General features: G+C 33.8%; 27 protein-coding genes. 16 read left to right on the top strand and 11 right to left on the bottom strand.

The annotated features are described in order from the left end of the window. The first annotated feature begins 151 nt into the window (after positions 1–151). The 8 genes from N4A35_08560 to N4A35_08595 all read left to right on the top strand — a co-directional run bounded on the left by N4A35_08560 (position 152) and on the right by N4A35_08595 (position 6,704). A complete protein-coding gene (locus N4A35_08560; protein MCT4581453.1) occupies positions 152–1,123 on the top strand; it encodes a M23 family metallopeptidase in 972 nt (323 codons plus the stop codon). Positions 1,124–1,210: 87 nt separating this feature from the next. Continuing rightward, the gene (locus N4A35_08565) at positions 1,211–1,546 is read left to right on the top strand and encodes a MerR family transcriptional regulator (protein ID MCT4581454.1); all 336 of its coding nucleotides are present in this window, start codon (positions 1,211–1,213) and stop codon (positions 1,544–1,546) included. A 64-nt stretch (positions 1,547–1,610) separates the two neighbouring features. Next, a complete protein-coding gene (locus tag N4A35_08570; protein ID MCT4581455.1) occupies positions 1,611–2,033 on the top strand; it encodes a 6-carboxytetrahydropterin synthase in 423 nt (140 codons plus the stop codon). Between the two features lie 19 nt (positions 2,034–2,052). Beyond that, positions 2,053–2,784, top strand: a complete 732-nt coding sequence (locus N4A35_08575) for a Bax inhibitor-1/YccA family protein (protein ID MCT4581456.1) — start codon at positions 2,053–2,055, stop codon at positions 2,782–2,784. Positions 2,785–2,935: 151 nt separating this feature from the next. After that, complete coding sequence (gene fabD, locus N4A35_08580) at positions 2,936–3,823, top strand: ACP S-malonyltransferase (GenBank protein MCT4581457.1); 888 nt, start codon at positions 2,936–2,938, stop codon at positions 3,821–3,823. Between the two features lie 14 nt (positions 3,824–3,837). Next, complete coding sequence (panB, locus tag N4A35_08585) at positions 3,838–4,653, top strand: 3-methyl-2-oxobutanoate hydroxymethyltransferase (protein MCT4581458.1); 816 nt, start codon at positions 3,838–3,840, stop codon at positions 4,651–4,653. Positions 4,654–4,674: 21 nt separating this feature from the next. Further along, positions 4,675–5,376 (top strand): RluA family pseudouridine synthase, encoded by a 702-nt coding sequence (locus N4A35_08590; GenBank protein ID MCT4581459.1) that lies wholly within the window; start codon positions 4,675–4,677, stop codon positions 5,374–5,376. Next, a complete protein-coding gene (locus N4A35_08595; GenBank protein MCT4581460.1) occupies positions 5,373–6,704 on the top strand; it encodes a beta-lactamase family protein in 1,332 nt (443 codons plus the stop codon). The genes N4A35_08590 and N4A35_08595 overlap by 4 nt, the downstream gene beginning before the upstream one ends. A gap of 8 nt (positions 6,705–6,712) precedes the next feature. Here the strand turns inward: N4A35_08595 and N4A35_08600 are convergent, their stop codons facing one another. Then, complete coding sequence (locus N4A35_08600) at positions 6,713–7,360, bottom strand: CoA pyrophosphatase (GenBank protein ID MCT4581461.1); 648 nt, start codon at positions 7,358–7,360, stop codon at positions 6,713–6,715. A 133-nt stretch (positions 7,361–7,493) separates the two neighbouring features. Between N4A35_08600 and N4A35_08605 the strand changes: the two genes are divergently transcribed. From N4A35_08605 to N4A35_08625, 5 genes are all read left to right on the top strand, one after another. After that, positions 7,494–9,578, top strand: coding sequence for a tetratricopeptide repeat protein (locus tag N4A35_08605; GenBank protein MCT4581462.1), 2,085 nt, complete (start codon positions 7,494–7,496; stop codon positions 9,576–9,578). Positions 9,579–9,632: 54 nt separating this feature from the next. Further along, positions 9,633–10,322, top strand: coding sequence for a hypothetical protein (locus N4A35_08610; GenBank protein ID MCT4581463.1), 690 nt, complete (start codon positions 9,633–9,635; stop codon positions 10,320–10,322). Positions 10,323–10,653: 331 nt separating this feature from the next. After that, positions 10,654–11,316, top strand: a complete 663-nt coding sequence (locus N4A35_08615; protein ID MCT4581464.1) for a hypothetical protein — start codon at positions 10,654–10,656, stop codon at positions 11,314–11,316. A gap of 89 nt (positions 11,317–11,405) precedes the next feature. Continuing rightward, positions 11,406–12,437: a hypothetical protein gene (locus N4A35_08620; protein MCT4581465.1), complete on the top strand. Its 1,032-nt coding sequence runs from the start codon at positions 11,406–11,408 to the stop codon at positions 12,435–12,437. Positions 12,438–12,479: 42 nt separating this feature from the next. Continuing rightward, entirely contained in the window at positions 12,480–12,971 is a 492-nt protein-coding gene (locus N4A35_08625) for a hypothetical protein (GenBank protein MCT4581466.1), read from the top strand. A 115-nt stretch (positions 12,972–13,086) separates the two neighbouring features. Here N4A35_08625 and N4A35_08630 read toward each other — a convergent pair whose 3' ends face one another. The 7 genes from N4A35_08630 to N4A35_08660 form a co-directional block, all read right to left on the bottom strand. Beyond that, on the bottom strand, positions 13,087–14,019 hold the full coding sequence (locus N4A35_08630) for a DsbA family protein (GenBank protein ID MCT4581467.1): 933 nt from the start codon (positions 14,017–14,019) through the stop codon (positions 13,087–13,089). A 141-nt stretch (positions 14,020–14,160) separates the two neighbouring features. Continuing rightward, positions 14,161–14,889, bottom strand: coding sequence for a hypothetical protein (locus tag N4A35_08635; protein MCT4581468.1), 729 nt, complete (start codon positions 14,887–14,889; stop codon positions 14,161–14,163). Between the two features lie 94 nt (positions 14,890–14,983). Then, complete coding sequence (locus N4A35_08640; GenBank protein MCT4581469.1) at positions 14,984–15,778, bottom strand: hypothetical protein; 795 nt, start codon at positions 15,776–15,778, stop codon at positions 14,984–14,986. Beyond that, positions 15,775–16,611, bottom strand: a complete 837-nt coding sequence (locus tag N4A35_08645; protein ID MCT4581470.1) for a hypothetical protein — start codon at positions 16,609–16,611, stop codon at positions 15,775–15,777. Before N4A35_08645 ends, N4A35_08640 begins: the two co-directional genes overlap by 4 nt. Beyond that, a complete protein-coding gene (locus N4A35_08650; GenBank protein ID MCT4581471.1) occupies positions 16,604–17,692 on the bottom strand; it encodes a hypothetical protein in 1,089 nt (362 codons plus the stop codon). Before N4A35_08650 ends, N4A35_08645 begins: the two co-directional genes overlap by 8 nt. Positions 17,693–17,888: 196 nt before the next feature. Further along, complete coding sequence (locus N4A35_08655; GenBank protein MCT4581472.1) at positions 17,889–18,218, bottom strand: DMT family protein; 330 nt, start codon at positions 18,216–18,218, stop codon at positions 17,889–17,891. Between the two features lie 2 nt (positions 18,219–18,220). Further along, the gene (locus tag N4A35_08660) at positions 18,221–18,565 is read right to left on the bottom strand and encodes a DMT family protein (protein ID MCT4581473.1); all 345 of its coding nucleotides are present in this window, start codon (positions 18,563–18,565) and stop codon (positions 18,221–18,223) included. Between the two features lie 550 nt (positions 18,566–19,115). Between N4A35_08660 and modA the strand changes: the two genes are divergently transcribed. The 3 genes from modA to N4A35_08675 are packed head-to-tail and all read left to right on the top strand — an operon-like array spanning position 19,116 to position 21,197. After that, the gene (gene modA, locus N4A35_08665; protein ID MCT4581474.1) at positions 19,116–19,871 is read left to right on the top strand and encodes a molybdate ABC transporter substrate-binding protein; all 756 of its coding nucleotides are present in this window, start codon (positions 19,116–19,118) and stop codon (positions 19,869–19,871) included. Further along, positions 19,868–20,539: a molybdate ABC transporter permease subunit gene (modB, locus tag N4A35_08670; protein MCT4581475.1), complete on the top strand. Its 672-nt coding sequence runs from the start codon at positions 19,868–19,870 to the stop codon at positions 20,537–20,539. The genes modA and modB overlap by 4 nt, the downstream gene beginning before the upstream one ends. Continuing rightward, on the top strand, positions 20,517–21,197 hold the full coding sequence (locus N4A35_08675) for an ATP-binding cassette domain-containing protein (GenBank protein ID MCT4581476.1): 681 nt from the start codon (positions 20,517–20,519) through the stop codon (positions 21,195–21,197). The genes modB and N4A35_08675 overlap by 23 nt, the downstream gene beginning before the upstream one ends. Here the strand turns inward: N4A35_08675 and N4A35_08680 are convergent, their stop codons facing one another. The 3 genes from N4A35_08680 to N4A35_08690 are packed head-to-tail and all read right to left on the bottom strand — an operon-like array spanning position 21,198 to position 26,363. After that, on the bottom strand, positions 21,198–21,761 hold the full coding sequence (locus N4A35_08680; protein ID MCT4581477.1) for a hypothetical protein: 564 nt from the start codon (positions 21,759–21,761) through the stop codon (positions 21,198–21,200). Then, positions 21,746–25,030 (bottom strand): VCBS repeat-containing protein, encoded by a 3,285-nt coding sequence (locus N4A35_08685; protein ID MCT4581478.1) that lies wholly within the window; start codon positions 25,028–25,030, stop codon positions 21,746–21,748. The genes N4A35_08680 and N4A35_08685 overlap by 16 nt, the downstream gene beginning before the upstream one ends. Next, positions 25,023–26,363 (bottom strand): vanadium-dependent haloperoxidase, encoded by a 1,341-nt coding sequence (locus N4A35_08690; protein MCT4581479.1) that lies wholly within the window; start codon positions 26,361–26,363, stop codon positions 25,023–25,025. Before N4A35_08690 ends, N4A35_08685 begins: the two co-directional genes overlap by 8 nt. Positions 26,364–26,594: the final 231 nt, after the last annotated feature.

A 26,594-nucleotide genomic window follows, 5' to 3' on the forward strand; every position in this document is an offset into this window, starting at 1 on the left:
TTGAAATATTATAATATAGTTAACTAAATTTTGGTCTTGTAAAAAATGTTAAAAACCTTATCCTATAAGGTGTTCTAGCATTTTAAGGTTGCAAATTTAGTGTTTTTGCTGTAAATTAGCGGGCGTTTGAACTAAAAACAATAAAAAACTTTTGTCAAAAACAAAATATAAATATAACCCTGATACGCTGAGTTATGATGAGGTTGAAGTAACGTGGGGAACCCGACTAAAAAAGCTCTCTTTCCATTTGGTTTCTGGGGTTGTTTTTTCAATAATCTTAATCTTACTATCCTATTCAACCATTAAAAGATGGGGAAGACAAGAAGCTGAAAGAGATTTGAATATTGATAAACTAGAATTGGAGGAGTTTAATAAAAAGGTTGCTTTTGCTCAAGAGGTATTAGAAGATATCGAAAAAAGAGATACAGAAATATATAGAGCGTTATTTAATGCCGATCCATACCCAGATTACAAAAGAATTGCAGGAACTGGAGGTAACCCTAATAAGTATAAAAATATTGAGGGAACTAGACATGAAGATTTAATCATAAAGGTGAGTGAAAAAATAGAGCAATTAGAAAAAAGTTTGGTGGCTCAATCTCGTTCATTTGATGAAGTCGTTAGTCTTGTAAAACGTAAAGAGGAAATGTTAAAATGCATTCCGTCAATTCAACCTATTTCTAATAAGGATTTAACGCGATTGGCTTCAGGTTTTGGAATGCGAATGCATCCTGTTCATAGGATTTTAAAAATGCATACAGGGTTAGATTTTACAGCTAGTATAGGTACAAATATTTATGCAACAGGAGATGGAGTAGTAGTACGTGCTGATAGTGAAATGAGTGGGTATGGAAAGTTGGTAATCATCGATCATGGATTTGGATATGAAACAAGGTATGCGCATTGTCATGAGTATAAAGTGAAAGTGGGTCAAAAAGTTAAAAAAGGAGATGTAATTGCTTTACTTGGGAATACAGGAGTATCGACAGGACCGCATGTGCATTATGAGGTTCGAAAAAATGGAAACCCCGTAGACCCAGTCCATTATTTCTTTAATGATTTAACTCCTGAAGAATACGAAAAAGTAATAGAAATCGCTTCTAGACCTACTTCGTCAATGTAGGTAAAGGGGATTCAGTAAAAGTTTATTTCACTACATTTTGAAGTGTTAGATGTATTAACTACTTTTATCCTTAGAATAATAAAGCAAATGCCTTATAAACCCAAAGAAATAACAAAAGTTTACTACTCAATAGGAGAGGTAGCCAAGATGTTTGATGTCAATACTTCTTTGATTCGTTTTTGGGAAAAAGAATTCGATGTGATAAAGCCCCAAAAAAATAAAAAGGGAAATCGTTTATTTACTAAAGCAGATGTAGAGAACTTTCACTTGATCTATCACCTTGTAAAAGAAAGAGGCTTTAAACTTCAAGGAGCTAAGGATAAATTGAAGGCCAACAAAGCGGAAACAATTCAGGAACATGAAATTGTTAAGCGCTTACAACATGTTAAAAATACATTGTTACAATTAAAGGAGGGGCTTTAATAATGAAATCTAAGACATTTTGTCATAAAAAATAGAAAGGAACAATATTCGCAATAAGATACACATGAAAACGGTTTATGTAACGAGGAGAGAGCGTTTTAATGCAGCTCATCAAATGTGGAATTTCAATTGGACTGATGAGAAAAACGAAGAAGTCTTTGGAAAGTGTTCCAATAAAAATTGGCATGGGCATAATTATGAATTGTTTGTCACTGTGAAAGGAGTGCCGCATCCAGAAACAGGATATTGTGTTGATTTAAAAGAGGTAAGCCGTGTCATCAATGAACGGGTAATTAATCATTTGGATCACAAAAACATCAATTTAGAAGTTCCTTTTATGAAAGGGAAATTGGCCAGTACAGAGAATCTTACCATTGCGATATGGGAAGAGCTAGAGGAGGCGGTTAAGGCGTTGGGAGCCACGTTATATAAAGTAAAGTTAAATGAAACAGAGAATAACTTTGTTGAATATTTTGGAGAAGAATAAAATTAAAAAAGATTGAATTATGTTACACAATAATTTTGAACAAAAAGAAGAGTCAGAAAGTGTCTTTTCAGAAATGATGAGTGACCATGTCGGAGAAAGAAGCGTGGCATCTAGCTTTGTATCTAATGTTTTTGCAATGATGACATTAGCATTAGCCATATCAGGAGCAGCTGCTTATTGGTTAATAGCGTCTGAATTTTATTTGAATATTGGCTCAATAGGAATTATGGTCATTCAATTTGCGCCACTAGGGCTAGTATTGTTGATGGGGTTTGGATATAAAAAGTTATCATCTTTAGCCTTAACAGGGGTTTTTATCGTCTATTCTGTCTTGATGGGACTGAGTATTGGTATGATTCTATTAATGTATACTGCGTCAACAGTTTATGTGACTTTTGGGATTACAGCTGCAACCTTTTTAGCAATGGCCTTATTAGGGTATACTACAAAGAGTGATTTAACAAAGTTTGGTTCTCTATTGTATATGGCATTGTTTGGGATAATCATAGCCATGATTGTTAACTGGTTTTTGGGGAGTGAAATGTTAGATTATATCATCAGTATAGTAGGAGTATTAGTTTTTACAGGGCTTACTGCTTATGATGTACAAAAGATTAAAGAATTGAGTTACCAAGTACAAGATGGAGCAGAAGACACTAAGAAGATGGTTGTAATGGGGGCATTAAATCTATATTTAGATTTTGTAAACTTGTTCTTATTCTTACTGCGTATTTTTGGTGGTAGAGATTAATCAAAACAACTTAAAGCTTAGGGATATATAGTAAGCATTAACAAAATAAAAAAGCATCTTATTCAAACAGATGCTTTTTTGTTTTATTTTTGCCGAGCATAAAATGAATAAGGGAGATAAATTCCCGGATAGATTTTAAAAATAAAAAAAGATGAAAGCATACGTTTTTCCAGGTCAAGGAGCTCAGTTTGTAGGGATGGGAAAAGACCTTTACGAAGCTTCTGCAGAAGCAAAAGAATTATTTGAGAAAGCAAACGAAATTCTAGGTTTTAGAATTACAGATATCATGTTCGAGGGAACAGCAGAAGAATTAAAAGAAACTAAGGTAACACAACCAGCGATCTTTTTACATTCTGTAATATTATCAAAAGTTTTAGGAGATGATTTTAAGCCAGAAATGGTAGCAGGTCATTCCTTAGGAGAGCTTTCTGCCTTAGTTGCAAACGGAGTTTTAGAGTTTGAAGATGGGTTAAAATTAGTCTCAAAAAGAGCGTTAGCAATGCAAAAAGCTTGTGAACTGCAAAAGTCGACTATGGCTGCTATTTTAGGTTTAGACGATGAAGTTGTAGAAGGAATTTGTAATGCTGTTGAAGGTGTTGTGGTTGCTGCTAACTATAACTGTCCAGGTCAATTAGTTATTTCTGGCTCATTTGAAGCTGTTAATGAAGCTTGTGAAGTGGCAAAAGAGAAAGGAGCAAGAAGAGCGTTATTATTACCAGTTGGAGGTGCCTTTCACTCTCCATTAATGGAGCCAGCTAGAGAAGAGTTAGCAGAAGCGATTAAAAATACGACATTTAATACACCAAGTTGTCCTGTTTATCAGAATGTAACAGCAAGTGCAGTTAACGATCCTGAAGCTATTAAAGAAAACTTAATCGCTCAATTAACGGCGCCTGTTAAATGGACGCAAACCATGCAGCAAATGATTGCAGATGGAGCAGCATCTGTTACTGAAGTAGGACCAGGTAAAGTTTTACAAGGTTTATTCAAGAAAGTCGATAGAAAATTTCCAACAGCTAGTGCTTCTGTTGAAGCGTAATTAAGTTCTAAATTATGTCAACTCATAAAGAAGTTAAAAGAGTAACTACCCATACCTTATTAGAAATGAAAGAACATGGAGAAAAAATCTCTATGTTGACAGCTTATGATTATTCAATGGCTACCATTGTTGATCAGGCAGGTATGGATGTTATATTGGTGGGAGATTCAGCATCTAATGTCATGGCAGGTCATGAAACGACCTTGCCAATTACCTTGGATCAAATGATTTATCATGCTTCTTCTGTTATTAGAGCCGTAAAACGTTCTCTAGTGGTTGTGGATCTACCATTTGGAACCTATCAGGGAGATTCAAAAGAAGCGTTACGTTCAGCTATTAGAATAATGAAAGAGTCTGAAGCTCACTCTGTGAAGTTAGAGGGGGGGAGAGAAGTCTTGGAATCAATCAACCGTATATTGTCAGCAGGTATTCCAGTTATGGGACATTTAGGGCTAACCCCACAATCTATATACAAGTTTGGAACTTACACGGTAAGAGCTAAAGAAGAGGCAGAAGCTCAACGTTTGATGGAAGATGCTAAAATGCTTGAAGAAGCAGGATGTTTTGCAATTGTAGTTGAGAAAGTCCCAGCCAAATTAGCTGAAAAAGTTGCAAAAAGTGTAAGTATACCAGTTATTGGTATTGGAGCTGGATCGGGAGTAGATGGACAAGTATTGGTAATGCATGATATGTTGGGAATTAACAAAGAGTTTTCACCTCGTTTTTTAAGAAGGTATCACAATTTATTTGATGAAATAAAAGGATCGTTTGAAAAATATATTGAAGATGTGAAAAATGTGGATTTTCCAAATGAATCAGAGCAGTATTAAGTTTATAAAGATACAATTGAAATGAGTTTAGAAGTACTATACGAGGATAATCACTTAATCGCAGTAAGTAAAAAAGCAGGTGATATTGTGCAGGGAGATAAAACAGAGGACGAACCTTTGGTTGATAAGGTGAAAGCTTATATCAAAAAGAAGTACAATAAACCTGGAGAAGTGTATCTAGGAATTATTCATCGTTTAGATAGACCAGTTGGAGGAGTCGTTGTTTTCGCAAGAACAAGTAAGGCACTGACCAGAATGAATAAATTGTTTCAGGAGCGTAAAGTTCAAAAGACGTATTGGGCTGTAGTTGAGCAATTACCGAAACAAAACGAGGAAGTTTTGGTTCATTATTTGAAAAAGAATCAAGAGAAAAATCGCTCTAGATCTTATGATCATGAAGTGAGAGGAAGTAAACGAAGCGAACTGAGTTACCGATTGGCAGGAAGAAGTAAGAACTACTTCTATGTTGAGGTTAAACCTAAAACTGGACGACATCATCAAATTCGAGTACAGTTAAGTCATATTGGTTGTCCAATAAAGGGTGATGTAAAATATGGAGCAAATCGAACAAACAGAGATGGTTCAATTCATTTATTAGCACGTTCATTAGCGTTTGTACATCCAGTAAGTAAAGAATCGCTGACTATTCATGCAGCACCTCCACAAAAAGATCCGCTTTGGGCTGAATTTTATGAGTTAGAGAAAAGTTCTAAAAAAGCATGAAGAGAGCTTTAAAATATATTGGAATAGTTTTATTATTAGCGGTAATGTATGGAAGTTATTACCTCTATGTAAGGTTACCAATTATTAATGGGTATGCTTCTAAAAATTTATGTTCTTGTGTGTTTGTTTCAGGAAGAACTGTAGAACAAGCCGAGGAAAATGAACTGAACTTTTCGTTTATTAAATTAACAACGAACTCAGTAGATACAATAGCAAAAACTGTAACTTCTTCATTTTGGGGAATCAGGCCACGTACAGCCTATTACAATGAAAAAGTAGGGTGTGCTTTGGTTAATCTAGAAGAAAATATAACCAATTTTAAAGCGCTTGATTTTAAGAAAGAGTTAGTTTATTATGAAAAAGATGAAGTATTAAAGGTGAGTCCTTCAATGGCTAATGAAGCGCTAAAAACAGCAGCAGACCACCATTTTACTGAGGTTGAAGGTACCCCCAAAAAGAATACAACAGCGTTGCTCATTGTTCATAATAATGAATTGATTTTAGAACGATACGCGAAAGGCTTTTCGAAAGAGAACCGTTTTTTAGGTTGGTCAATGGCTAAAAGTATTATGAGTACTTTGGTAGGCGTTTTAGTCAAAGAAAAAGGGGTTGATATTGAACGGCCTCTAATTATGCCAGAATGGAAAGATGATGAGCGAAAACACATTACGTTAAATAATGTATTACAGATGTCAACAGGAATCGAATGGGTTGAGGATTATGGTTCAATTTCTGATGTCACGAAAATGCTTTATACTCAAGATGATATTTATAAAGTAGCAACAAGCAATTCGTTGGAGTATCCTGTAGGAACATATTATGAATATTCATCAGGTTCTTCTAATATATTGTCTGGTCAAATTAGAGCTCATTTCCAAAATAAAGAAGATTATTGGTTGTTTCCATATCGAGCTTTATTTGCCAAAATAGGAATGGAAAGTATGTTGCTTGAAACCGATCCAAAAGGTCTTTTTGTTGGCTCTTCTTATGCATGGGCTACAGCTAGAGATTGGTGCAGATATGGAATGCTTTATGAGCAAGAGGGAATGTGGAATGGGAAGCAAATATTACCTAAAGGTTGGACTAAATATACGGCTACACCCGCAGCAAATTCCGTTGGGGCTTATGGAGCGCAGTTTTGGCTACATACCAAAGAGGAGTTTCCAGATGTACCTTCAGATATGTATTTTGCTGATGGTTATCAAGGACAACGCGTATTTATTATCCCCTCAAAGAATTTAGTGGTGGTAAGGTTCGGGTTGTCAAGTGATGGACCATTAGATTTTAATCAATTATTGAAAGAAATAATTGCAGGAATAGAAGAGTAGTTTTTTGATTAATTAATAGAGCGAATTAATTCCTTAAACTCACTTAAGACTAGTGCTGTAGCGCCCCAAACTGTTTGGTTGTTTAATTCGAAGTAAGGAGCATTGATGTATAGTTTTTCTTTTCCATATTTGTTCATTGCTATTTTTTTTGTTTTGACATTATCTTCGTTCATAAGGTCATTTAAAGGAACATCAAAAACAAAATCAACTTCTCTTTCGTCAGGAATGTATACAGGAGGAGCGTCGATAAAACCAATAAAAGGAGTAATTAAGAAATTACTAGGAGGAATATAAACTTGTGTGAGTTCACCCAAAATATTAATCGCTTGTTTAGGGATTCCAATTTCTTCTTCTGTTTCTCTTATTGCGGCTTCTTTAATTGTTTCTTGATGTTCTAATTTGCCGCCAGGAAAAGAAACTTGCCCTCCATGAGTCCCCTCATAGTTAGGACGTTTTATTAATGTAAAGTTAATGGATTGATTGTTATGGTGAAGTAATAACAATACTGAAGCTATTTTAGGCTCGATCTCAGAGTTTAAAATGGTTTGAGCATTTGCCCTTTTATAAGGAGCCATTTTTAAGTGAGCATCTTCTCCAGGTAGTTTATTTCCTAATAAATGATACAAATTATATAAAAAATCCTGGAAGTTATTCATAAATAAAATATGTAATCAATTGAATAATAGTAGTTTTTGGTAAAAATACAAATAAATATACATATATTTGTCAGTTAAGATATAGACTTGGCCCTAATATATAGATTGTTTAAATAATTGATAAAAAGAAAAAATGAAAACTCTTGCTTTGAGCTTATTACTTTTGACTTCTTTTTTAGGAGATATAGAAGATAATGAAAAACAACTTTATAAAAAGGCTACTGCCGCTTTTGAAAAGGGTAATTATGAGGAGGCAATACTTAAATATGAGGAATTGACTGCTATGAATAATACCAATAGTGAATATCATTTTCTTACAGGACTCTCTTACTATAAATCGAGAAAAGATTTAGCTAAGGCTGTAGAATATTTTAATAGTACTATTGATACTTTTGATGGAGATACTATTGCTGAGACTTATTATTATCTAGGGCGTTCATACAGAGAACAAGGTGAGTTTACAAAAGCAAAAGCAGCTTTTGAAACCTTTGAGCATTTTTTAAAAGATAATGACGATGGGAATGCACTACGTACAGAGATAGAAGTCGAATATCAATGGGTTGAAAATGCCCTAGCGCATGAAGAGCGTTTGAAAAATGGCTTACGAGTTGAAGACATGAGTAGTGATTTGAATAGTGTATATGGTGATTATGCTCCTGTTTATGTTGAGGAATTAGATTTGTTAGCATTTACTTCAAGAAGACCTGGTGTCTCAAATGAGCTTGCTTTTGACAATAAATATTATGAAGATATATACTTTTGTAAGCGAAGAGATAGCAATTGGGTGTTATTATCTGATGAAGAACATGATTTTATTTTTGATATAGAAAATACCGATGGACATGATTCTTACATTGCCTATGAAAGTCAGAAAGACTTATACATTTACAGAGAGAATAAAATTTTTCAGCAGCGTTATGAAAATGGAGCTTGGACAACATTAAGTGAGTTTGAATTGGTTAATGATGGTTCTAAGCATACCCCAAGTGTTTCTTTTTCACCAGATGGTAACGTCCTTTATTTTGCTCATAAAGAAACTACAGGTGAAGGAGGAAAGGATATTTATTTCGCCAGAAAAAATGAGAAAAATGAATGGTCAAAGCCTAAAAATTTAGCAAAAGTGAATACGCGTTTTGATGAAGACGGGCCATTTGTTTCTAGAGATGGTAAAACATTATATTTTTCATCAAAAGGTCATAATAGTATGGGGGGATTTGACTTCTTTAAGTTGGATTTAACAGACGAAAATGCTGAACCAGTTCGTATGCCTGAACCATATAATTCATTAGCAGACGATATTTTCATTGATATTAGTAATGATGAACGCCATGGATTTATTTCATCAAATAGGAATGGTTCAATAGGGGATATGGATATTTTTGAAATTTTCTACAAACCTTATCAAACGAAATTTGAAGGATTGGCTGTTTATGAAAATGATCAAACACCAGCAGCTGCAGAAATTATTATCATCGATAAAACAACTAACAAAGAGGTGACTCGAATTACTCCTGATCCTAAAACAGGAAAATATGAAGTTGTTTTAGAGAATAGTAAAACATATGTGTTTAATGTAAATGGAACAGAAGATCATCAGGCATTTTCAAACGAATTAGTTGTTCCTGAGCAAGAAAGAGATATCAATTCAATTCAATTAATAGCGTTGAAAAAAATAATGAATGAAGAAGGGCAACACAATGCTAATGTGCTTGCAATAACTTCTGACTTTGATAATAATGCCAATACCATTTCTATAGAGAATCAACCAGAATTTAAAGCAGAAAATGAGTTGGTAAATGTGATTCTAGATACTATTCCAATTGAGCTGTTTAAAATGGCTGATGCTAATTTTGAACGCTTTTTTGGGTATAACCAAAATGAAATCACAAATGAAGCTCGTTTTAATACCTTTTTAGCGAATTTAGAAAAAGCTATTAAACAGGAGAGCAAGATTGTGATAGAAATAGAAGCTAGTGCTTCAAAAGTTCCTACTCGTACATTTAGAACCAATACTAGATTGGCAAAAAGAAGAGCTGAAGTTCCTCGTAAGAAAATAGAAGCTTATTTTAAAAGTAAAAATATTGATATAAGCGAAGCTATTGTTTTTAATGAAAACTGTAAAGTACAAGGACCTAGTTACAAAAATGACTTTGAGAAAAATAGATTGATGTATGAGCAATTCCAATTTGTAAAAATTAGAGTGACTAAAGCTAATTAATAAAAAGAACCTTGATAAAGAATCGCCTCTAATGAGTCCATTAGAGGCTTTTTTATGCAAAAAAAATCATCAACATATCAGTTTTACAATCATTTAGAAAACTTACTGGGAGTACAGTGTGATGAAACCGTTGAGTTTATTCCTTATGAAAGCTATAATACTAATGTCGTTTCCAATAAGTTTAAGGTATATCAAGACTGGTGGGTTGCAAAACCAGAGGTAGTTGTCTCAAAGATTAAAGCATTAATGGGAGCTAGTGATCGGATTTTTGCCCGAAAAACCAAACTAAAAAAGATTGATAAGCCTACTGCCAATGCCTTTTTAGAGGAAAACCATATTTATGGAACAACCAAGGCCAAACATAAAATAGGCTTGTTTTATAAGAATGATTTGGTTGCTGTAGCAACTTTTTCAGCTCAACGAAATTTAGCTGTAGGGCGTTCTTCAGAATTGATTCGCTTTTGTTCTAAAAATGGAACGGTAATCGTAGGGGGATTAGATAAGCTTCTGAAATATTATATCAAAGAATATTCCCCAGATCATATAATGACCTATGTAGATAAAGATTGGGGGAGTGGTGAGGCATTTTTGAATTTAGGGTTTGAATTGACTTCTGAGAGAGCGTTTAATCGATATACTGTTGATAGAACCTCAGGGAAAAGAATGTTGCTTACCGGTAAGAATGTAGCTAATGGACTGTCAATAAAAAATAGTGGAAGTTCAAAGTTAGAGTTGATTGTATGAATGCTGTTGTGCATTTATTACGAATAAACTTTGTTCCTCAACTAAATCACTTTTAAAGTATCGAAGTTAAGTTAATATTTAGAATGTGAAGTATACTGCTGCTTATGAAAATAAGCATTTAGTATTGGATATAAGGGAGGTTTTATAGTTGTTTATGTTTTGCGTATTAATACCTGTTTTTTTATTACGAGTATTTCTACGCTAATTTTTTTTGTACTCATTATTGATATTTGTAGTGTAATAAAAGAGCAATAGAGTAGCTACTATTTTTTCGTTACAAAGGCGTAATCTGAAAAGCCTATTTAAACAGAGTAAGAACAAAAAAAAAATTATGACAACTTACAACATTGATTTTAGAAATGAGACAGGAGACACTTGGACTTTATGTGTGTATCAAAAACTTCCAGATTCACCTGGTTTAGATAGTGTATCATGGAAACAAACGACAGTGCCAAAAAAAGGAGAGTCAGGAGTTGAATGGAACATCCAATACCTAGCTTGCTTAGCAAATTACAAGCAAATAGGTGGAAAAGGTGTGTATAAATCAACACAAAAGTTAGATACTAACCTTGGCCAAAAATGGAAGTGTGAATTTAAAGATGATGTTCAACAATTGTTTCAAGATGGATCTACAACTGAAGGGCAATTATTAATCACCAATAAATCTGAGCGTTTGGCGAATTTAGCCATTGGTATGGATGGTGACATCGCTTTAGTAAAAAAAGATGTTTATAGTGGAAATAGTGCGCAGTTTACTGCAAAACCTAAGTATTATGTTGCATTATTTAACAACTTAGAAAAAGGAGAGGTGATCTCTGGAAATCAGGTGCATGGACCATTAGAAGTCGTTTTTGAAGGAGGTCAAACTTCAAAGGAGTATATAGCAAGAATTGAAGGTGAAAAATTCATCTTTGAAGAAGCAGGGTCATCAAACGCTCTTGAAGCGCCACTTGCTCAAGTTAATGAACGAATTAAAAGTTTATTGGCTAAATAAATAGCATTAATGATCAAGTCACCTCTAAAGCATTAGAGGTGACTTTTATGTTTCATTAATTGAATTTGGATTCAACAAAAAATAAAATTATGGACATCTCAACAAAAGATATGTTGTTTGCAATGCAACAGCACAACCTCGTATATAATTATAATTTTCTTTATTATAGCAATAAAGATTCAAATGATATTGTGGGGTATAATCACCCTGATGGTTGGTTATATCAAGATAAAGGAGCAAATGCTGAAATTGGGTTTGATGAAGGAACTGGTTCCTGTCTTATTCAAAAGAGTAGCGACGATACTATGATGACCTTTAAACAAGTGATTAGTGAATTCCCAAGATGGGAAGCCAAGCTCTTAGGTCAAAAGGTAAGCACATGTTTTGTTGTTCAGAACCCGTCTTCTGCTACAGTAGATTTTGAATTGACTTTTTACATTAGCGATGGATGTTCAACAAGTACTAAAACAATAGTGTTAAAGTCAGGTGAGCAAAAAAAGATAGCTCTTGAAATCAATATCGATCAAGAGGCAAAAAAACTTGAGATTCATCTTGAATGTTCTACGCCTAAAGCAATTATTTATGTGAATAGAGTTTACGCAAATATAGGGGAGGTTGCATTAGAGAATTTACCCTGTATCGTAAATGGGATAATTGGTGAAAGGAAACAGTATGTAGCGACAAATAATGCTCCTGCTGAAGAACTTTCATTGTGTAATGGAGTACTAGAGTTAACAGATAAATATACACGCTTGAGGTCTGTAATTAACAACAGGTTTGGAATCAACGATGAAACAAAGAACCCATATCTAATTAATATGGGGGGATACTTTAGCAGAGCATGGGATAATGGGAGTGGAATTGACCCCGATGCAGCTGACAGAACCTCACCAGAAAAAGGTGTCATAAAAGGAGATAATGTAAGTACATTAGAAAAAGATATTTTTCTTAAACATCATCATGGACTTAATTTCTCATTTGATAAGCCTATTCCTACAGGAAAAGAAGGAACTGCTACAGTTGTAAATACGGCTACTAAATCGACAACAGAAGATGAGTCGGAGGGAAAAGAAACAAGACCTATTAACATTGCTGAGCTTTATACAATTAAATGGGCATAATTAGCTTATGCTTTTAATACATTAACAAATAATATTACAAAAATGAGTGTACAAGTAACCAATAAAGATATAGTCCTTTTAGGACACGGAAGCTATCCTGGAGGAGCAAAAAATACCAAACTTCCAGAAGAAATCGATTTATACATCTTACAACCCGTAGGATATACATTAATGACAGATGTAGCCGAAGCTTTAATAAAGCAACAGCTAATTTCAAAGCTGGTTTTACACCACGAAAATAGTGGGAAAGATGAGTTGATTAATCCTCCAATGGCTGTATATAAAGGAGGTGATAATGCCCCTGACTTAACCTTATATGATTTAGGTAGTCTTTCTGATTGGGGAAGAAGAGTTATAGGGAGTAAAAAGAATGTTGTAACTGTAGGGGAAGCTACTTTGTTATCTGAATTAATTCGTTCGAATGAAAAAATTCAAGAAGCAATCAAAGCTTTACCTAAAGGTGAAAAATTAAAATTATATTGGTCAGCATGCGCGAGTCAAGTATCTGGAAATAGTGCGAGTTTGCCAAAATAATTTTATGACATAGCTTTCAAAAACGCTTAATCATAGAATTAAGCGTTTTTGTTTTAACCTTTATAATTGAATGAGTGCATGAAATTGATTAGAGTATAGCTCTATTCTGGTGGATTTATTGTTTTGTCCAAATCGAACCATTTTTAGTACTAAACTTCAATAAAAATCCTTTTTGAGTCAGTGTGTTCAGTACTTGTTCTGCTTGGGCTCTAGGAGTCTCTGATAATTCTGAAAACTCACGTGCGGTAAGAGATTTAAATTTAGAAAAAAGTGTTTCCCAATCTTTGTCGTAAGTGTTTTTTACAATTGTAGGCAATGCCTTTTGTACAGCAGCTTCATAATCAGTATATGCTTTCGCACCAAAAATCATTTCTTGAACGCCTGATTTATTGATGAAAATTAAGGTAGGGAATCCTCTAACTCCATATTTTCTGGCTAGCTCCAGGTCTTCTTGAAACAAAAGGAGCGCTTTTCCCAATATATCTTTTTGGAGTTGTTTCTCATCCAAACCAACACTTTTTGCAGCTGTTAAAAGATGTTCTTGTTTTGAAATATTAACCTTTTTGAGAAAGACCATTTCTCTAATTGCTCTTAAGAATAACAATGCCTTTTTAGAAGATTGAAGCTGTGCTGCTTTAAAAGTAATAGATGGAGGATAAGATGAATCAAGCGGATCTTCTAGCCACACATCGCCATCAATAGGCATATCATAGTATGCACTCACTTCATCCCAATGGTGTGCTACATCGGAAGGTTTGCTAATACCGCCACTATTATAGCTCCAATCGGGTAATAGACCACCCATTCTATATGTTATATCTAGCTGTTCGCCATATTCTAATTTTAATCTTTTGAGTTGAGGCTCTATACCCCAGCAGGAAGAACAAATAGGATCGGTAAAGTAGATAATTTTTAATTGTTGCTCAGTTAATTGAACTTCATGGTTTGAAGCCGAATCATTTTCAATGTGATAGTCAACCTCACAACTCCCCGTTTGAGGATCGCACAAGAGGGGATTATTCGATTGGGATGTTTCTTTGGTGTTCATATTTTTCGTATTCGAATATTCTTGACAAGCTGCCGTATACCAAGCAACAATTAATAGCATCAATAGCTGTATTTTTTTTAGCGTATATATGTTGGTGGTCATTATATCTTCTCTAATAAAGAGGTTATGGAGTGATAAAAGTTAATAAAACCTATCATTTTCGCATCGATGTCTATGCCAATGTTGTTCTAAAAACGTTTTAAATAATTTCAAGTCTTTTAAAGCGGGACTAGGCTTATATTCTCCGCCATAGGGAGTATCACCCTTACAAATCATTGTAGAACCTCTCAATGCATATTTGTTTTTACCCTCATACATGATTATTTTCATGGTCCCTGGATCCATTCCTCCTCTACAAATTAAGACATAAGGTATTGAGACCTCAGTAATTCCATCATGATCTAAATCTGTGATAGTGGTTGCTTTGGGAACAAACCCTGCAAACCAATCGACACCAAAACATTCGTTATAGTCGTATATTCTCCATGTTTTATGGTATTTTTTTTCTCCTTTTGGTTTGGTAAACAAATAAGCATAGATTTCTGCTTTGTCTTGGAGCATATAGGTAGTAGCTCCTTCTTCATAGTCTTTCCATAGGAAGTGTCCAGTTACAGTTTGAATTAAGATATGCTCTCCTTCATTATCTTGCCATTGTAACGCCTCAACTACACTGCCTCTAAAATCTAAATACTTTGGAATATCATCGTAGTAAATAGTATCTATAGCTATTGATCGGTCAGAGTTTTCTTGATCCCATATTCCCAGCCAAACATCAGGTTCTAAGGATCTAAACTTTTCTTGATGCTCTTTGGTTTGCCCCAAAATAGAATGGGCTATTAATAAGAGAATTACAGTGATTTTTAGTTGCATAAAATAGATTGCAGAGTAACCAGTTAAAAGTTTGTGGGGGAATGACTTTTTTTATTCCATAACTCCTAAAAGTTATGGAATAAAAAAAACAGTATTAATCTCTATAAATTTCAGTTCCGTTATACTCACCGTTTAGCGCTTTAGTAATCTCACCTGGCTGAGTTCCATTGATAATGACTAATCGCTTTACAAAACGTGATCTTTTAAGGTAGTCCAATACGGCTCGTTCAACAACTAAGTCACCTAAGTCCATTTTGATTAAATCATCCACATGAATCTTAGGGATAAATTCAGCTTTTGGATTTTTCTTGGGATCTTCAGTAAATAAACCTTTTTCATCTTTGATAAAAAACACCGTGTCAGCGCCTAGAGCTTCTGCTGTGAAAAAAGCTCCTGCATCTGTCCTGTGAATAGGAATAGACCCGCTATCTGGTATATCTTCCCAAAAACTATAAGGAGGCATTCCTGGCATAATTGGAATACAGCCCATTCTTAAAAAAAGTGGTATTTTTTCAAACTCTAAATGATCCAAAAATATACCGCCATCTTTTGCCAGTAACATTTGGAGCATTCTAGCATTTTGTACAGTAACAGCACCACCTACCTCTGCTAATACTCCCACAGGCATATTTAAGTCAATGGCAACCTGATAGGCATGCCTTGCTCTCGTTCCTCCACCAGAAGTGATGATTATTTCGTGTTTTTTTCTGTTCTCTACAAGTTCATTTAAAATTGGAAAAACAGCTTTTCGACCTCTATCGGTAATGCTTTGCCCTCCGATTTTCATGACAACTGCTTTGGGATATATTTTTAAGTCATTTTGATAATTTCTTTCAGCATCAGTTAATGCTGTATGCATAAAATGGCTTAGCTCGTTTAATTTACTCATAGCTCTTCTTTATAAATTATCGTTCCAACATCTTCTCCGTTAATAGCTTTTGTAATGTTTCCTTCAACCAGACCATTTACAATGTGAATTTGCTTAATGTGCCTTGCTTTGGCTAGCATTTCAATAACCATTCTATCTATAATTAAATCTTCAAAATCGCCAGATAAAATTTCTTGCGCAGAAATCCTTTTGATGAATTTAGCATCTTTATGTTTGACTGGATCTTTATCATAAAGTCCCTCTTGATCTCTTACAAAAATCATAGATCTGCCTCCAAGTCCTTCAGCCGTCATATAAGCTCCAAAATCAGCCCCACTTTCAGGCAGTACACCTTTTTTTGCCGGTCTCTCCCAGTAGTGATGAGGAGGGTTACAAGTTAAAATTGGAATCATACCCCCTTCAAGGTAATGTGGTAATTCTGCATAACCATCTTTGGCTAGTCTAATGGCACCGTGTTTAGCCATTAAAGAATAAACCATATTAGCGTTTTGTTCCTCAACTGCACCAACAACCATCGCTAAGCCTCCTATAGGTAATCCAAAATCTAATCCAATTGCCATAGTATGGTCTACTCGAGCACCACCGGTAACGCCCAATACAAATTTGTGTTTACCTTTTAATGCTACAACTTCTTCGATGACTGGAAATAATGCTTTTTTCCCTCTGTCAATTATACTCTTTCCCCCAATATTAATAAAATTAAGATAGGGAAGTATAGCTACTTCATTGACGACTTCAGAATCATTTAGTAGTTTTTTATCTACTAAAGATTCTCTCATAAATCTAGAGTTGAGGTGTGTTCTTCCCTCTTCATCTTTGATAAAATCACTCATTTATTTTTGTTTTCTCTAATAACTTTTTTGAAACAAACGCTGAACCACCTCCAAAAGCGGTTTGCGATATAATATAGGGCAAATATAGAAAATAAAATGGCTTAGGTAAGCCTAGAATCCACGCTAAAAAGAATTCTGTTGAAAATCTCAAAATACCAGCAAAAACACCAGTAATGATAAGATGAATAAGTTTGTTTTTATTAGGGAAAATACTAAAGAAAAGATCAAAGAATAATCCAATAATTGCAAATTGGAATATACCAAATGGTCCATACTTCCCAAAACCTAATAGAAAATGAATAATACCTGAGGTTAGCCCTATTTTTAGTCCTGAAAACTTTTGTGCAGATTTTTTGATCCCGTATATAAATACTGGGAAAATTAAAATGTTTTTATGGCCAGGTGCTAAAGGTAATCCTGGAGCTATTTTGACCATTCTAATAAGTGTAATCGTTAAGGCTGCTTCAGCAATACTATTGTTAGAGGATTTTAATTTAGCTCGTGCTGACTCATTTTTTGCTCTGATTTTATCGGGTAAGTTTCCTACCTTTCCTTTAAGAGCATCAAAAGCGGAAGTACTTTTATTATTGTCTTTTTCTTTTCGATTTTTGCCTTGTCCTTTTTTCTTTTTCTGTTTTTCTCCCAGTACAATTTCAATGATTTCATTAATGGATTCAGATGTGGAACTCCCCAAGCCAAAAGATTTTAGCCCATGGGTAAAATCAGACTCTTTGGTGGTTAATCTTACAACTTGTGTAATCATTAACATCGTTACAACTTTTCCAGCTTTGAGTATACCATCTATGATACCATCATAACTAACAGCAATTGTAAACTTTTTAATCTGTAGAATAGGGAAATCATTTTCTCCAGTGAAAGCAGACATTAAAAAAATAAGTAGCAAAAACCATTTTACTTTATCTAAAAACTTGAAGGATTTCTTTTGCTCTGTTTTTATCAATAAAAACAAGAGTAAGTTGAAGAGGAAAAAAAAGCTTAAGAAAAGATAGTTGTTAAATATAAAAACACCACAGCCTCCAATAAAAATGTATAAGATTTTATAAAAAGAAGGGATTTTCATTTTAAATAGGTATAAATAGTTCTATTACTTAATAAAGAAGATTTTAACAGGTCAATAGAAAAGACAAATATATAGTATTGAGGTTATATATCATTATTGATTAATGATGAAGTTGTCTAAATTTATTTGTTGAAAATCTTTTAAATAATTGATAACAAAAGGTGTAATAAATTTACGATCAACGTTTATTGTTTTATTAGACAATGAGGAGGACACTAATTGCCATTAAGACAAAACCAACTACTTTTCTTGTACTCAATTTTTCTCCTAAAAATAGCTTTGAAACAATAGCGACGCAAATTACCCCAGTACAAAGGTTTATAGCTCCCATTTCACTAGGTTTGTATATGCCTGTTCCCAAACGTGTAGCGAGTACATTTAATAAGTATTCTGGTAGAACCAATAGCCAACTTATAAGCAAAGCAATAATCAGTTTTTTATCTTTAAATTTGATGTGCCCCAACCAAGCAAAAGCCATCAAGATACTAGAGATAAACAACATTAATGGGACTAAATAAATTTCCATAATTAATTGTTGTTGTTATTAGATGGAGAAGACTTTGGCTCTGAGATTAAAACCATAGCGACTATCATTAATCCAAACCCAATATATTTTTGCATTGTAAGTTCCTCTCCTAAGATAAAATGAGAGACTAATGTGATAAAAACAACCCCAGAAGACAAGTTAATTGCAGCCATTTCACTAGGTTGATATAAACCAATGCCCCAACGAATCGCAGTAACATTTAAAATGTATTCAGGAAGAACTAAAAACCAAGCTAATAAAGTCGCCATTGTAAAACTCAAATCATCTTTATATTTGAGATGACCAAGCCAAGCTAATGCCATTATTGCACTGGAAAAAATTAACATTGCAGGTACTAAAAATAACCTGGGCGTATTTTTTTTATTCATATTAGTGTAGGGGAATAATGAAATGAGTATGATTGCAAAAATAGGTATTTTAACTTAAAAGTTCCCTGTAGTATTCCCGAAGTAAATAAAGATTAGTCTAAAAATTTGATATTTAAATAGTTGTCGTTGTCTTTTTTTTATCGAACTAATATGGTTTTCTATATCTGTAAGGGTAGTAAAAGTGTTGCTTTTTAATAAAATGATTAGATGTAAATCTGTTGGTTGGATGGGAATGAACTGATAGACAGTGTATTATGCTGGTAGTTGCGTTAGTTTGCCAACGTTGTACTATCGAATAGTGAAAAGATATTGTGAGTTAATTTCAATTTTGATAAATGGAGCTGTATATTTGTATTCAGAAATAATGAAAAGAGTACAGTATTTAGAATACTAGTTTTCTTTTCTTCCAACGTAAAATTTGTTTGAACGGAATATTTAGAGGGAAAGATTGGTTGGTTTGAGCATTCTATATTAAAATAATTATTGAAGAATTCTACTTAAAAGTTTGATGAAATTATTGTTTATAACGCTATTGTCTGTTAGTCTTTTTTCTTGTTCGAATTTAGTTTCTGAACAGCAAAAATTGAATATTGCAGTGGCAGCAAATATGAAAGTAGCAATGGATTCAATTGTACCTATTTTTAATGCTAAAACAGGGATTAATTGTCAATTGTATACGAATGCTTCGGGGACTTTATGTTCGCAGATAGAGCAGGGAGCTCCTTATGGAATTTTTGTTTCTGCTGACAATAGTTATCCAAGGTATTTATTTGAAAAAGGACTAGCAAATAAACCAAAAGTATACGGGCTAGGAACGTTGGTGTTGGTGTTGCGTCCAGAAGTAAATATTCAAGCTTTAGATCAAACGCTTTTAAGTTCAGAGGTAAAGAAAATAGCCTTAGCTTTTCCTGATAATGCCCCTTATGGTAAAGCAGGAGAGGAGGTTTTAATCAATCTTGGCTTAAAGGAGCGCTTACAAAGTAAAGTTGTAATTGGAGAGAGTGTAGGCCAGGTCAATCAGCTTTTTGCTTCTAATGCTGTAGATGCTGCTTTTACAAGTTATTCGTTTTTAAAATCGTATCAGAAACCAGTGAATTACATTGAAATAGAGCAGTCTCTTTACTCTGAAATACGTCAGAGCGCTGTGTCTATTATTTCTGAAAACAATGAAGCTGAAAATTCTAGAGATAAATTTATGAATTTTTTAACCACAAATGAGTGCTTACGTATTCTTGATTTTTATGGTTATCGTCAACATAAATGATGGATTTAATCCCAATATACATAACATTAAAACTAGGAGTGCTTACAACGTTAATTCTACTGTTGATAGCTATTCCTTTGGCTTACTTTTTTGCTTTTAGTAAATGGCGCATTAAAGTGCTCTTTGAAAGTTTAATAATGTTGCCCATTGTATTGCCTCCAACAGTATTAGGGTTTTATTATTTAAGCTTTTTGGGCCCTAACTCAGTAATTGGGATGTTTTTTCAGGATTATTTTGGCTTTTCATTTGCTTTTTCATTCGAGGGGATTCTTTTCGGCTCCATTGTTTATTGTCTTCCTTTTATGATCACACCTATTACAGAAGGGTTTAGAGCTATTCCTAAAAACCTACTTTATGCTGCCGATACCATGGGGAAGTCTAAAATTAGTATTTTAACTAAAGTGATGCTCCCCTATATTAAACAGTTTCTGTTAAATGGTATTATGTTAACTTTTGCTCATACGTTAGGTGAATTTGGATTGATCTTAATGATTGGTGGTAAAATGGAAGATACAAGAGTTGCTTCAGTCGAAATATATGATCAAATGAATATGTTGAATTTTGAGCTAGCTGGGGATTATGCATTGGTATTGTTGCTGATTAGTTTTTTACTAATTTTTATTATTAACTTAACAAGGAAGAAAAGTGGACAATTACATCACAATTAATACCTCCGTCAATTTTAACTCTGGGAATAGAGTCGTTGACCTTTCTTTCTCACATCAAATAGCTATTGGGAAAATAACTGGTGTATATGGACCCTCAGGAGTAGGGAAGTCTAGCTTTTTTAAACTGATCTCTGGAATTGTTAAACCTGATAAGGGGGAAATAGGAGTTGGAAATGAAGTCTGGTATTCATCTGCAAAAAAAATAAACGTTTTGCCTAGAGATCGATCTGTAGCTTTTGTATTTCAAGATTATAACTTATTTCCTAATATGACGGTTTATCAAAATTTGTTGTATGCGTCTTCAAATAATGAAATTCCACCATTTATTATGCAGTTAGCTAATCAGATAGGTGTTGAAGAATATATGTATAGTTACCCGTCTGAACTATCGGGAGGACAACAACAAAGAGCAGCTATTTTAAGAGCCTTTGCTCAAGAATCGAAGTTAATTTTAATGGATGAGCCTTTTTCTTCTTTGGATGATGAAATAGCAATGAGTTTGATTGAAATTATTAAAAAAATGGTTCAAGAAAGGCAATTGACAGTAATCGTAGCTTCACATAGAAAAGAGGTACTGATAAACCTAGCAGATGATGTATTACTATTTAAGATGGATGGTAAGCATCATCTACAAAAGGTAACAGAGGCGTTCTGTTAATCACCAAGGGATGGTTACTTTGTAGGCTGTTTTTTCTTTTACTAGGTACAGTCCTAAAAGGTTTTCTGAATTTTTTATTTTTTTGACTTTCACTGGGTCAAAGCCTACCCGTTTATTGATGGTTTGCCCTTGAGGTAGCTTTATCATAAAAAGAAGAGAAGGGGTTGTTTCAAATGATTGGGGATTGCCTTTTTCTGAAATCAATAATAATTCTATTTTTCGCTCTAACTTTACATTGTAGCCAATAAATTTCTGAAACTTTCGTTCTAATTTTTCTTTGGGAATCATTGTTTTCGAACGTTCACTGAGTGCATTTAAATAGGCTTTATAATCTTTTTGAGATATAGCCTCATGAAAAGCTGTAAAAGCAACACATATTTTTTTTAACTCTTGACGGTCTATAGTAATAGAATCTTCATTATAGGTATATTTAACTTTAAATGGTTTAGCTTTAATCACCTTTTCTTGAGCTGAAATACCAGCTGTAAAAAAAAGGATAAAGAAAAATGCTATAATAGTACCTGTGGTACTTTTTACGATGAGTTGGTTTAGTGAAGTTCCCATAAGTTATATGCTTTGTCGAGAATGAATACTTGATCATCAATTGTTATGATTTCTCGATATTCATCTTTACCTATTCTATAATAATTAAATGAATCAAATGCTTTATTAGCAATTCCATTACTTAAAAATAATTGAACGCCACCTGCATCTAGTTTTCCTTGTTTTATATCGACATCAAAATTATTACCAATAATAACTAAATCGTCAATATTGTCATGATTAAGATCCTTAACAAGAGCACCATGTACTTCAGAAAATTGAGCCATTTTAGGTAAAGGTTGAGGTCTAAGTTTACTCCCGTTATTATATAGTGAAACCGAGTTTTTCATTTGTAGCTTATTCTCTTGATATTCTTTGGTTGGAAGTTGTTGTAAAAAGTCTGCCATAGTGCTTGTAGAATAATCCTTATATTTTGGGAAAATCTTTCTAAAAAGAGGGTTCGATTTTAATAGTTGATCTAAACTATGCTTACTGTAAGGTTGTTGGTCTTTATAATGATAAAAATGTAGTGCTTCAATTTTTTTCGATCCGAAAAAATCACCTGCAATTAAATACGCTTCTTTTTCTGGACTAACCTTGAAAAAATCATTGATACCTACGTTACCCGCAATTAAATCTTGTTGACCATCTTTATCTAGGTCTATTTTGTATAGGTCATTCCATATACCGTGGGTATTTGTTATACCTATTTGATCACTGATATCTACAAGTTTTCCATCTTTCCATTGGAGGGCTAATAAATTGTTCCATTCTCTGGCTATAATAAAAACTTCCTCTTTATTGATGAGGAGTTTTTCAATGTCATTACAAATACCCAATTGCCCTTTATTAGGGAGAAACTGATTGGTGAGTTGTAGACTATCAATATGATTAAATAATATAAAAGATTGATCTTCTAAAGGATAGCTGTTAGGTTTTGCACCTGCTAATACCAAAATATCTTTTCGCTGGTCATCATTAAAATCATGAATAAGAATACTAGACCCATTAGAGGTTATTTGGGGTAGAGGACTTTTTTTGAAATTACCTAAGCCATCATTGAGGTATAGTCTATCCTGATACATGGAGTCATCTGCCTGAAAAAGGTATCCTCCACTTACGACATAGAGGTCCAAATCACCATCATTGTCAATGTCTAACAATGCAGCTCCAGCATCACATTGATTGATGTCCGCTTGTATTGCAGGGTCTATCTTTATGTTGAAGTCTTTTTGACTAGTCTGAAATAATAACTTTCCAGCAACTCCACTTTCTCCAGTTATAAATAGATCTTCCAGTCCATCACCATTTAAATCACCTTTACAATAAGTAGGACCTATCGAAGAATTTTTTCTTGATAAAAGAGGTTCGTGTTTAAAGTCATTGTATGTTTTGATTGCTTCATGGTTTTCTAGTAAGGAAAAGACCTTCTCTAATTTAATAGGAGAACTTAGCTTTCTTTGAGGAGTATGCGTAGAAGAACCTAAGCTGTCAGTTAAATGCCAGTATCGATTTGACTCAGGTTGAATAATGACTTTAGGTGCGTTTCCGTTTTGAATAAAAACAACAGAATCTACAAGAGCATTATTTCCTAATCCAAAGTGTGCAATAGCATGGTGGCTTGACATGTAACCTCTGTAGGGATTAAGGTCTATCATTTGCTTTTTGCCATTTTGATAAACATATACTCTGCATTTGGTAGCATCACTCGTAAAAGCAATAAAATTATTTTTTAATAATTCAGATTGGTTTGCATAAATTGCTGCCGGTTGGTCAAGATTATTCCATATTAAATCTAAGTCCCCATCTAGGTCTAAGTCGGCATAAACACAACCGTTACTAAAAGAGGGAGCGTCTCCCCAATTTTGTTCAGAGATATCTTCAAATTCAAGGTTGCCATTGTTTTTAAACAAGTAATTTACTATAGGTGTAGATTGGGCATTGGCAATCATTTGCATTTGCCAATTACTACTTAAACCTCCAGAAGAACTAATAACACTTGCAGATCCATGTTTTACGTAATCTAAATCCGTAACGTCTCGATAATAACCATTCGAAATAAATAAATCTTTTAATCCATCATTGTCAAAGTCGGCTAAAATAGGAGCCCAACTCCAATCAGTATGGGACATGCCAACTGCTTGACCTATTTCAGCATAACCATTTCCATCGTTAAGATGTAAGCAGTTTCTTAGAATTTGATGACCTAAACCTCTTTTAAGCCCCAGATGATACATGTCATAAGTCGTACTGTTACTGAGTTGCTTCTGTCTGTAATTTCCTTCAGGTGTCATGTCTAGTGTTACGATGTCTAATAGACCATCGTTATTAAAATCACCAACTTCACATCCCATTGAGTTTTTAGACATGTGATCAAGGTAATTTTCAATCTGATCTTCAAACCCTCCTTTCTGGTTATTAATTAAGATTTGGTCTTTATCATTAAAATCATTGGCAACATATAAATCAAGCCATCCATCTTCATTAAGGTCTGCAGCAAAAACACCTAGCCCAAATCGATTGTTAGCGATACCAGCTTTTTGAGTGACATCTATAAATTTTCCATTTTTATTTTCATACAATCTATCAGAAGTATAGTTTACATCAGATTGTGTATAAGGGAGTGCTGCTCCTCTAATTGGTATAACAACTGCGTTTTTGAAATCTGTTCGATGATTTAAAACGTATAAATCTAAATCGTTGTCATTATCGTAATCAAAAAAAATGGAGTTGGTACAATAACCAGGATCATCTATACCATATTCTTTGGCTTGGTCTGTAAAAGTTAAGTCTTGGTTATTGATTAACAAAATGTTTCTCCGCTCATTTGGTGAAGCAGATTTGGATCTGCACATGTATATGTCATCATATCCATCGTTATTAATATCTACAAAAGAGACACCTGTTGTAAATCCTTCAAAAAATACTCCCGCTTTTTCGGAAATTTGTTCAAATTTTAAGTTTCCTTTATTTAAAAATAAACGGCCTCCAAAAAAGTTTCCTCCCATGAATATATCAGGTAGTCCATCGTTATTGATGTCTCCAATTGCAACCCCAGAACCGTTGTAGAGATATTCATAATTTAAGATGTTTGATTCCGCTGTTTCAATGAGCTGGTTCTCAAAGTACAAACCAGATTCATCTTTGTCGAGCTTTTTGAATAAAGCTTTCGTTTGATGAGTCTCAGGGGGCTCTTGTTGAGCAATCGCTTTTGTATTACTGTTCTCTTCATTTTGACAAGCCAATAGAGAAAAAAGGATAAGCAAGTATGGGAGAGTTGTTTTATTCATCTTCAAATTTTCTAAGAACAAATTCACCAATTAAGCTTCCCTGATCAACACCATTTTCTATTGCTGATCTAAAATGTATTCCTCCATAAAGTCTGCTCATGGCAGCTTCATCTCTAGCCTCGTTAAAGGAAGAGAAAGCTCTTGGTGCCATTCCAAATGCTAATTCAGAACTGTCAACAAAGGCATAATTTTCTCCAATATAATTGGTTAAAATTTTAGCAGAAACCCCAGAAATAACGCTGTGACCACTTGGGTATTCAGGGAAGTTAGGAGTGTATAATGGTATTTCCCAACTTTCATTAAAGTCTTTTTTTATTACAGTTATTGGTCTGATATAATTATAGTGATATTTAGCTTCCCAACAACTAATAAAACCATCGTAAATTCCCATAGATAGTACGTTGTATATTTTTAAGCGATCAGAAAATTTAAGCTTTTGATCTTGCATTGCATTTTGTGCAATTCTTAACCAATGTCCTCCAGGGGTTAGTTTCTTTTCAGCAACAGTAACATGACCTTGGTGTATAGGAACAAAAGGATTACAATCCCAGAATTTTGCTATGGCAATATGTGGATCATTGACCTCTTTTATACTAGCTGTTTTTTCTATAACTTCCATGAGTTCTTGATAAAAAAGACTGTTCTTATCCAAAGAATAGGGTGGTGGTGTAGGACATCTAAATTGAGATGCTGAGTCTAAACAAATAGTGGTTAAAACTTCCCAATGAGGTTCCAAAGCATTGGCGTATTCAGGAGGTGTAGGTATCCAATGTCCAACTTCTTGAAGTGGTTCATAAATCTTCATGGACCTTGTTTCTAGATAACCATCTGTTTGAATTTTTTTTATTATTTGTTGAGCTACAGCCTCTCCATATACTTTGACTTGATCAATTGATTCTTGACTATATCCTGATCGTAGAAGGTTTTGTTCAAAATTACGCACACCGTTTTTTAGATAAGTGTTGGTATAAACAAGTTCTTGACTAACGTGGTAAAAAGCGAAGATTGAACTAGCACTTGATTTAGCCTTTGATTTAATAGCTTTACTATCCACTGAATCTAGCACATAACCTTTTTGGTTGGTGGCTAATTGATAACATTCATTGGCCGCTAAAAAAGGGTACATATATATTCTGGCAGCAACAGGAGGAGAGAAAAAGTCATCAATTATTGCAGAATCTAAACAGGAATGAGCTTTGCTTAGTTCAATTGAAAAATCGAATTGAATTGAGGAATGTTCCAGCTCTTTTTCTCGATGTTCTTCATTACTACAACCAACAATAATATTGGCGATAAAGAATAAAAAAATAAAGAGATTTTTGATGTTAGCCATAAGGTGTAAAGCGTTAATTATTGGAGCAAATATAGAATAATGCGTCGAAAATAGGTGAATTTAATAATCAAATTATTAAGTAGTATTCTCAGTGGAAATGGTGAAATAATAATTGTGCTTTTTTTTACAACAGTTTTTTATGTGTTTGCAACATTTTTTTAGTTGTTTGCAACAATTTTTTAGATAAATGACATAATTTGTATATGTTTGGACCGGTGAAAAATATTTAAA

The organism is Flavobacteriales bacterium, from assembly GCA_025210295.1.
Lineage (GTDB): Bacteria > Bacteroidota > Bacteroidia > Flavobacteriales_D > Parvicellaceae > S010-51.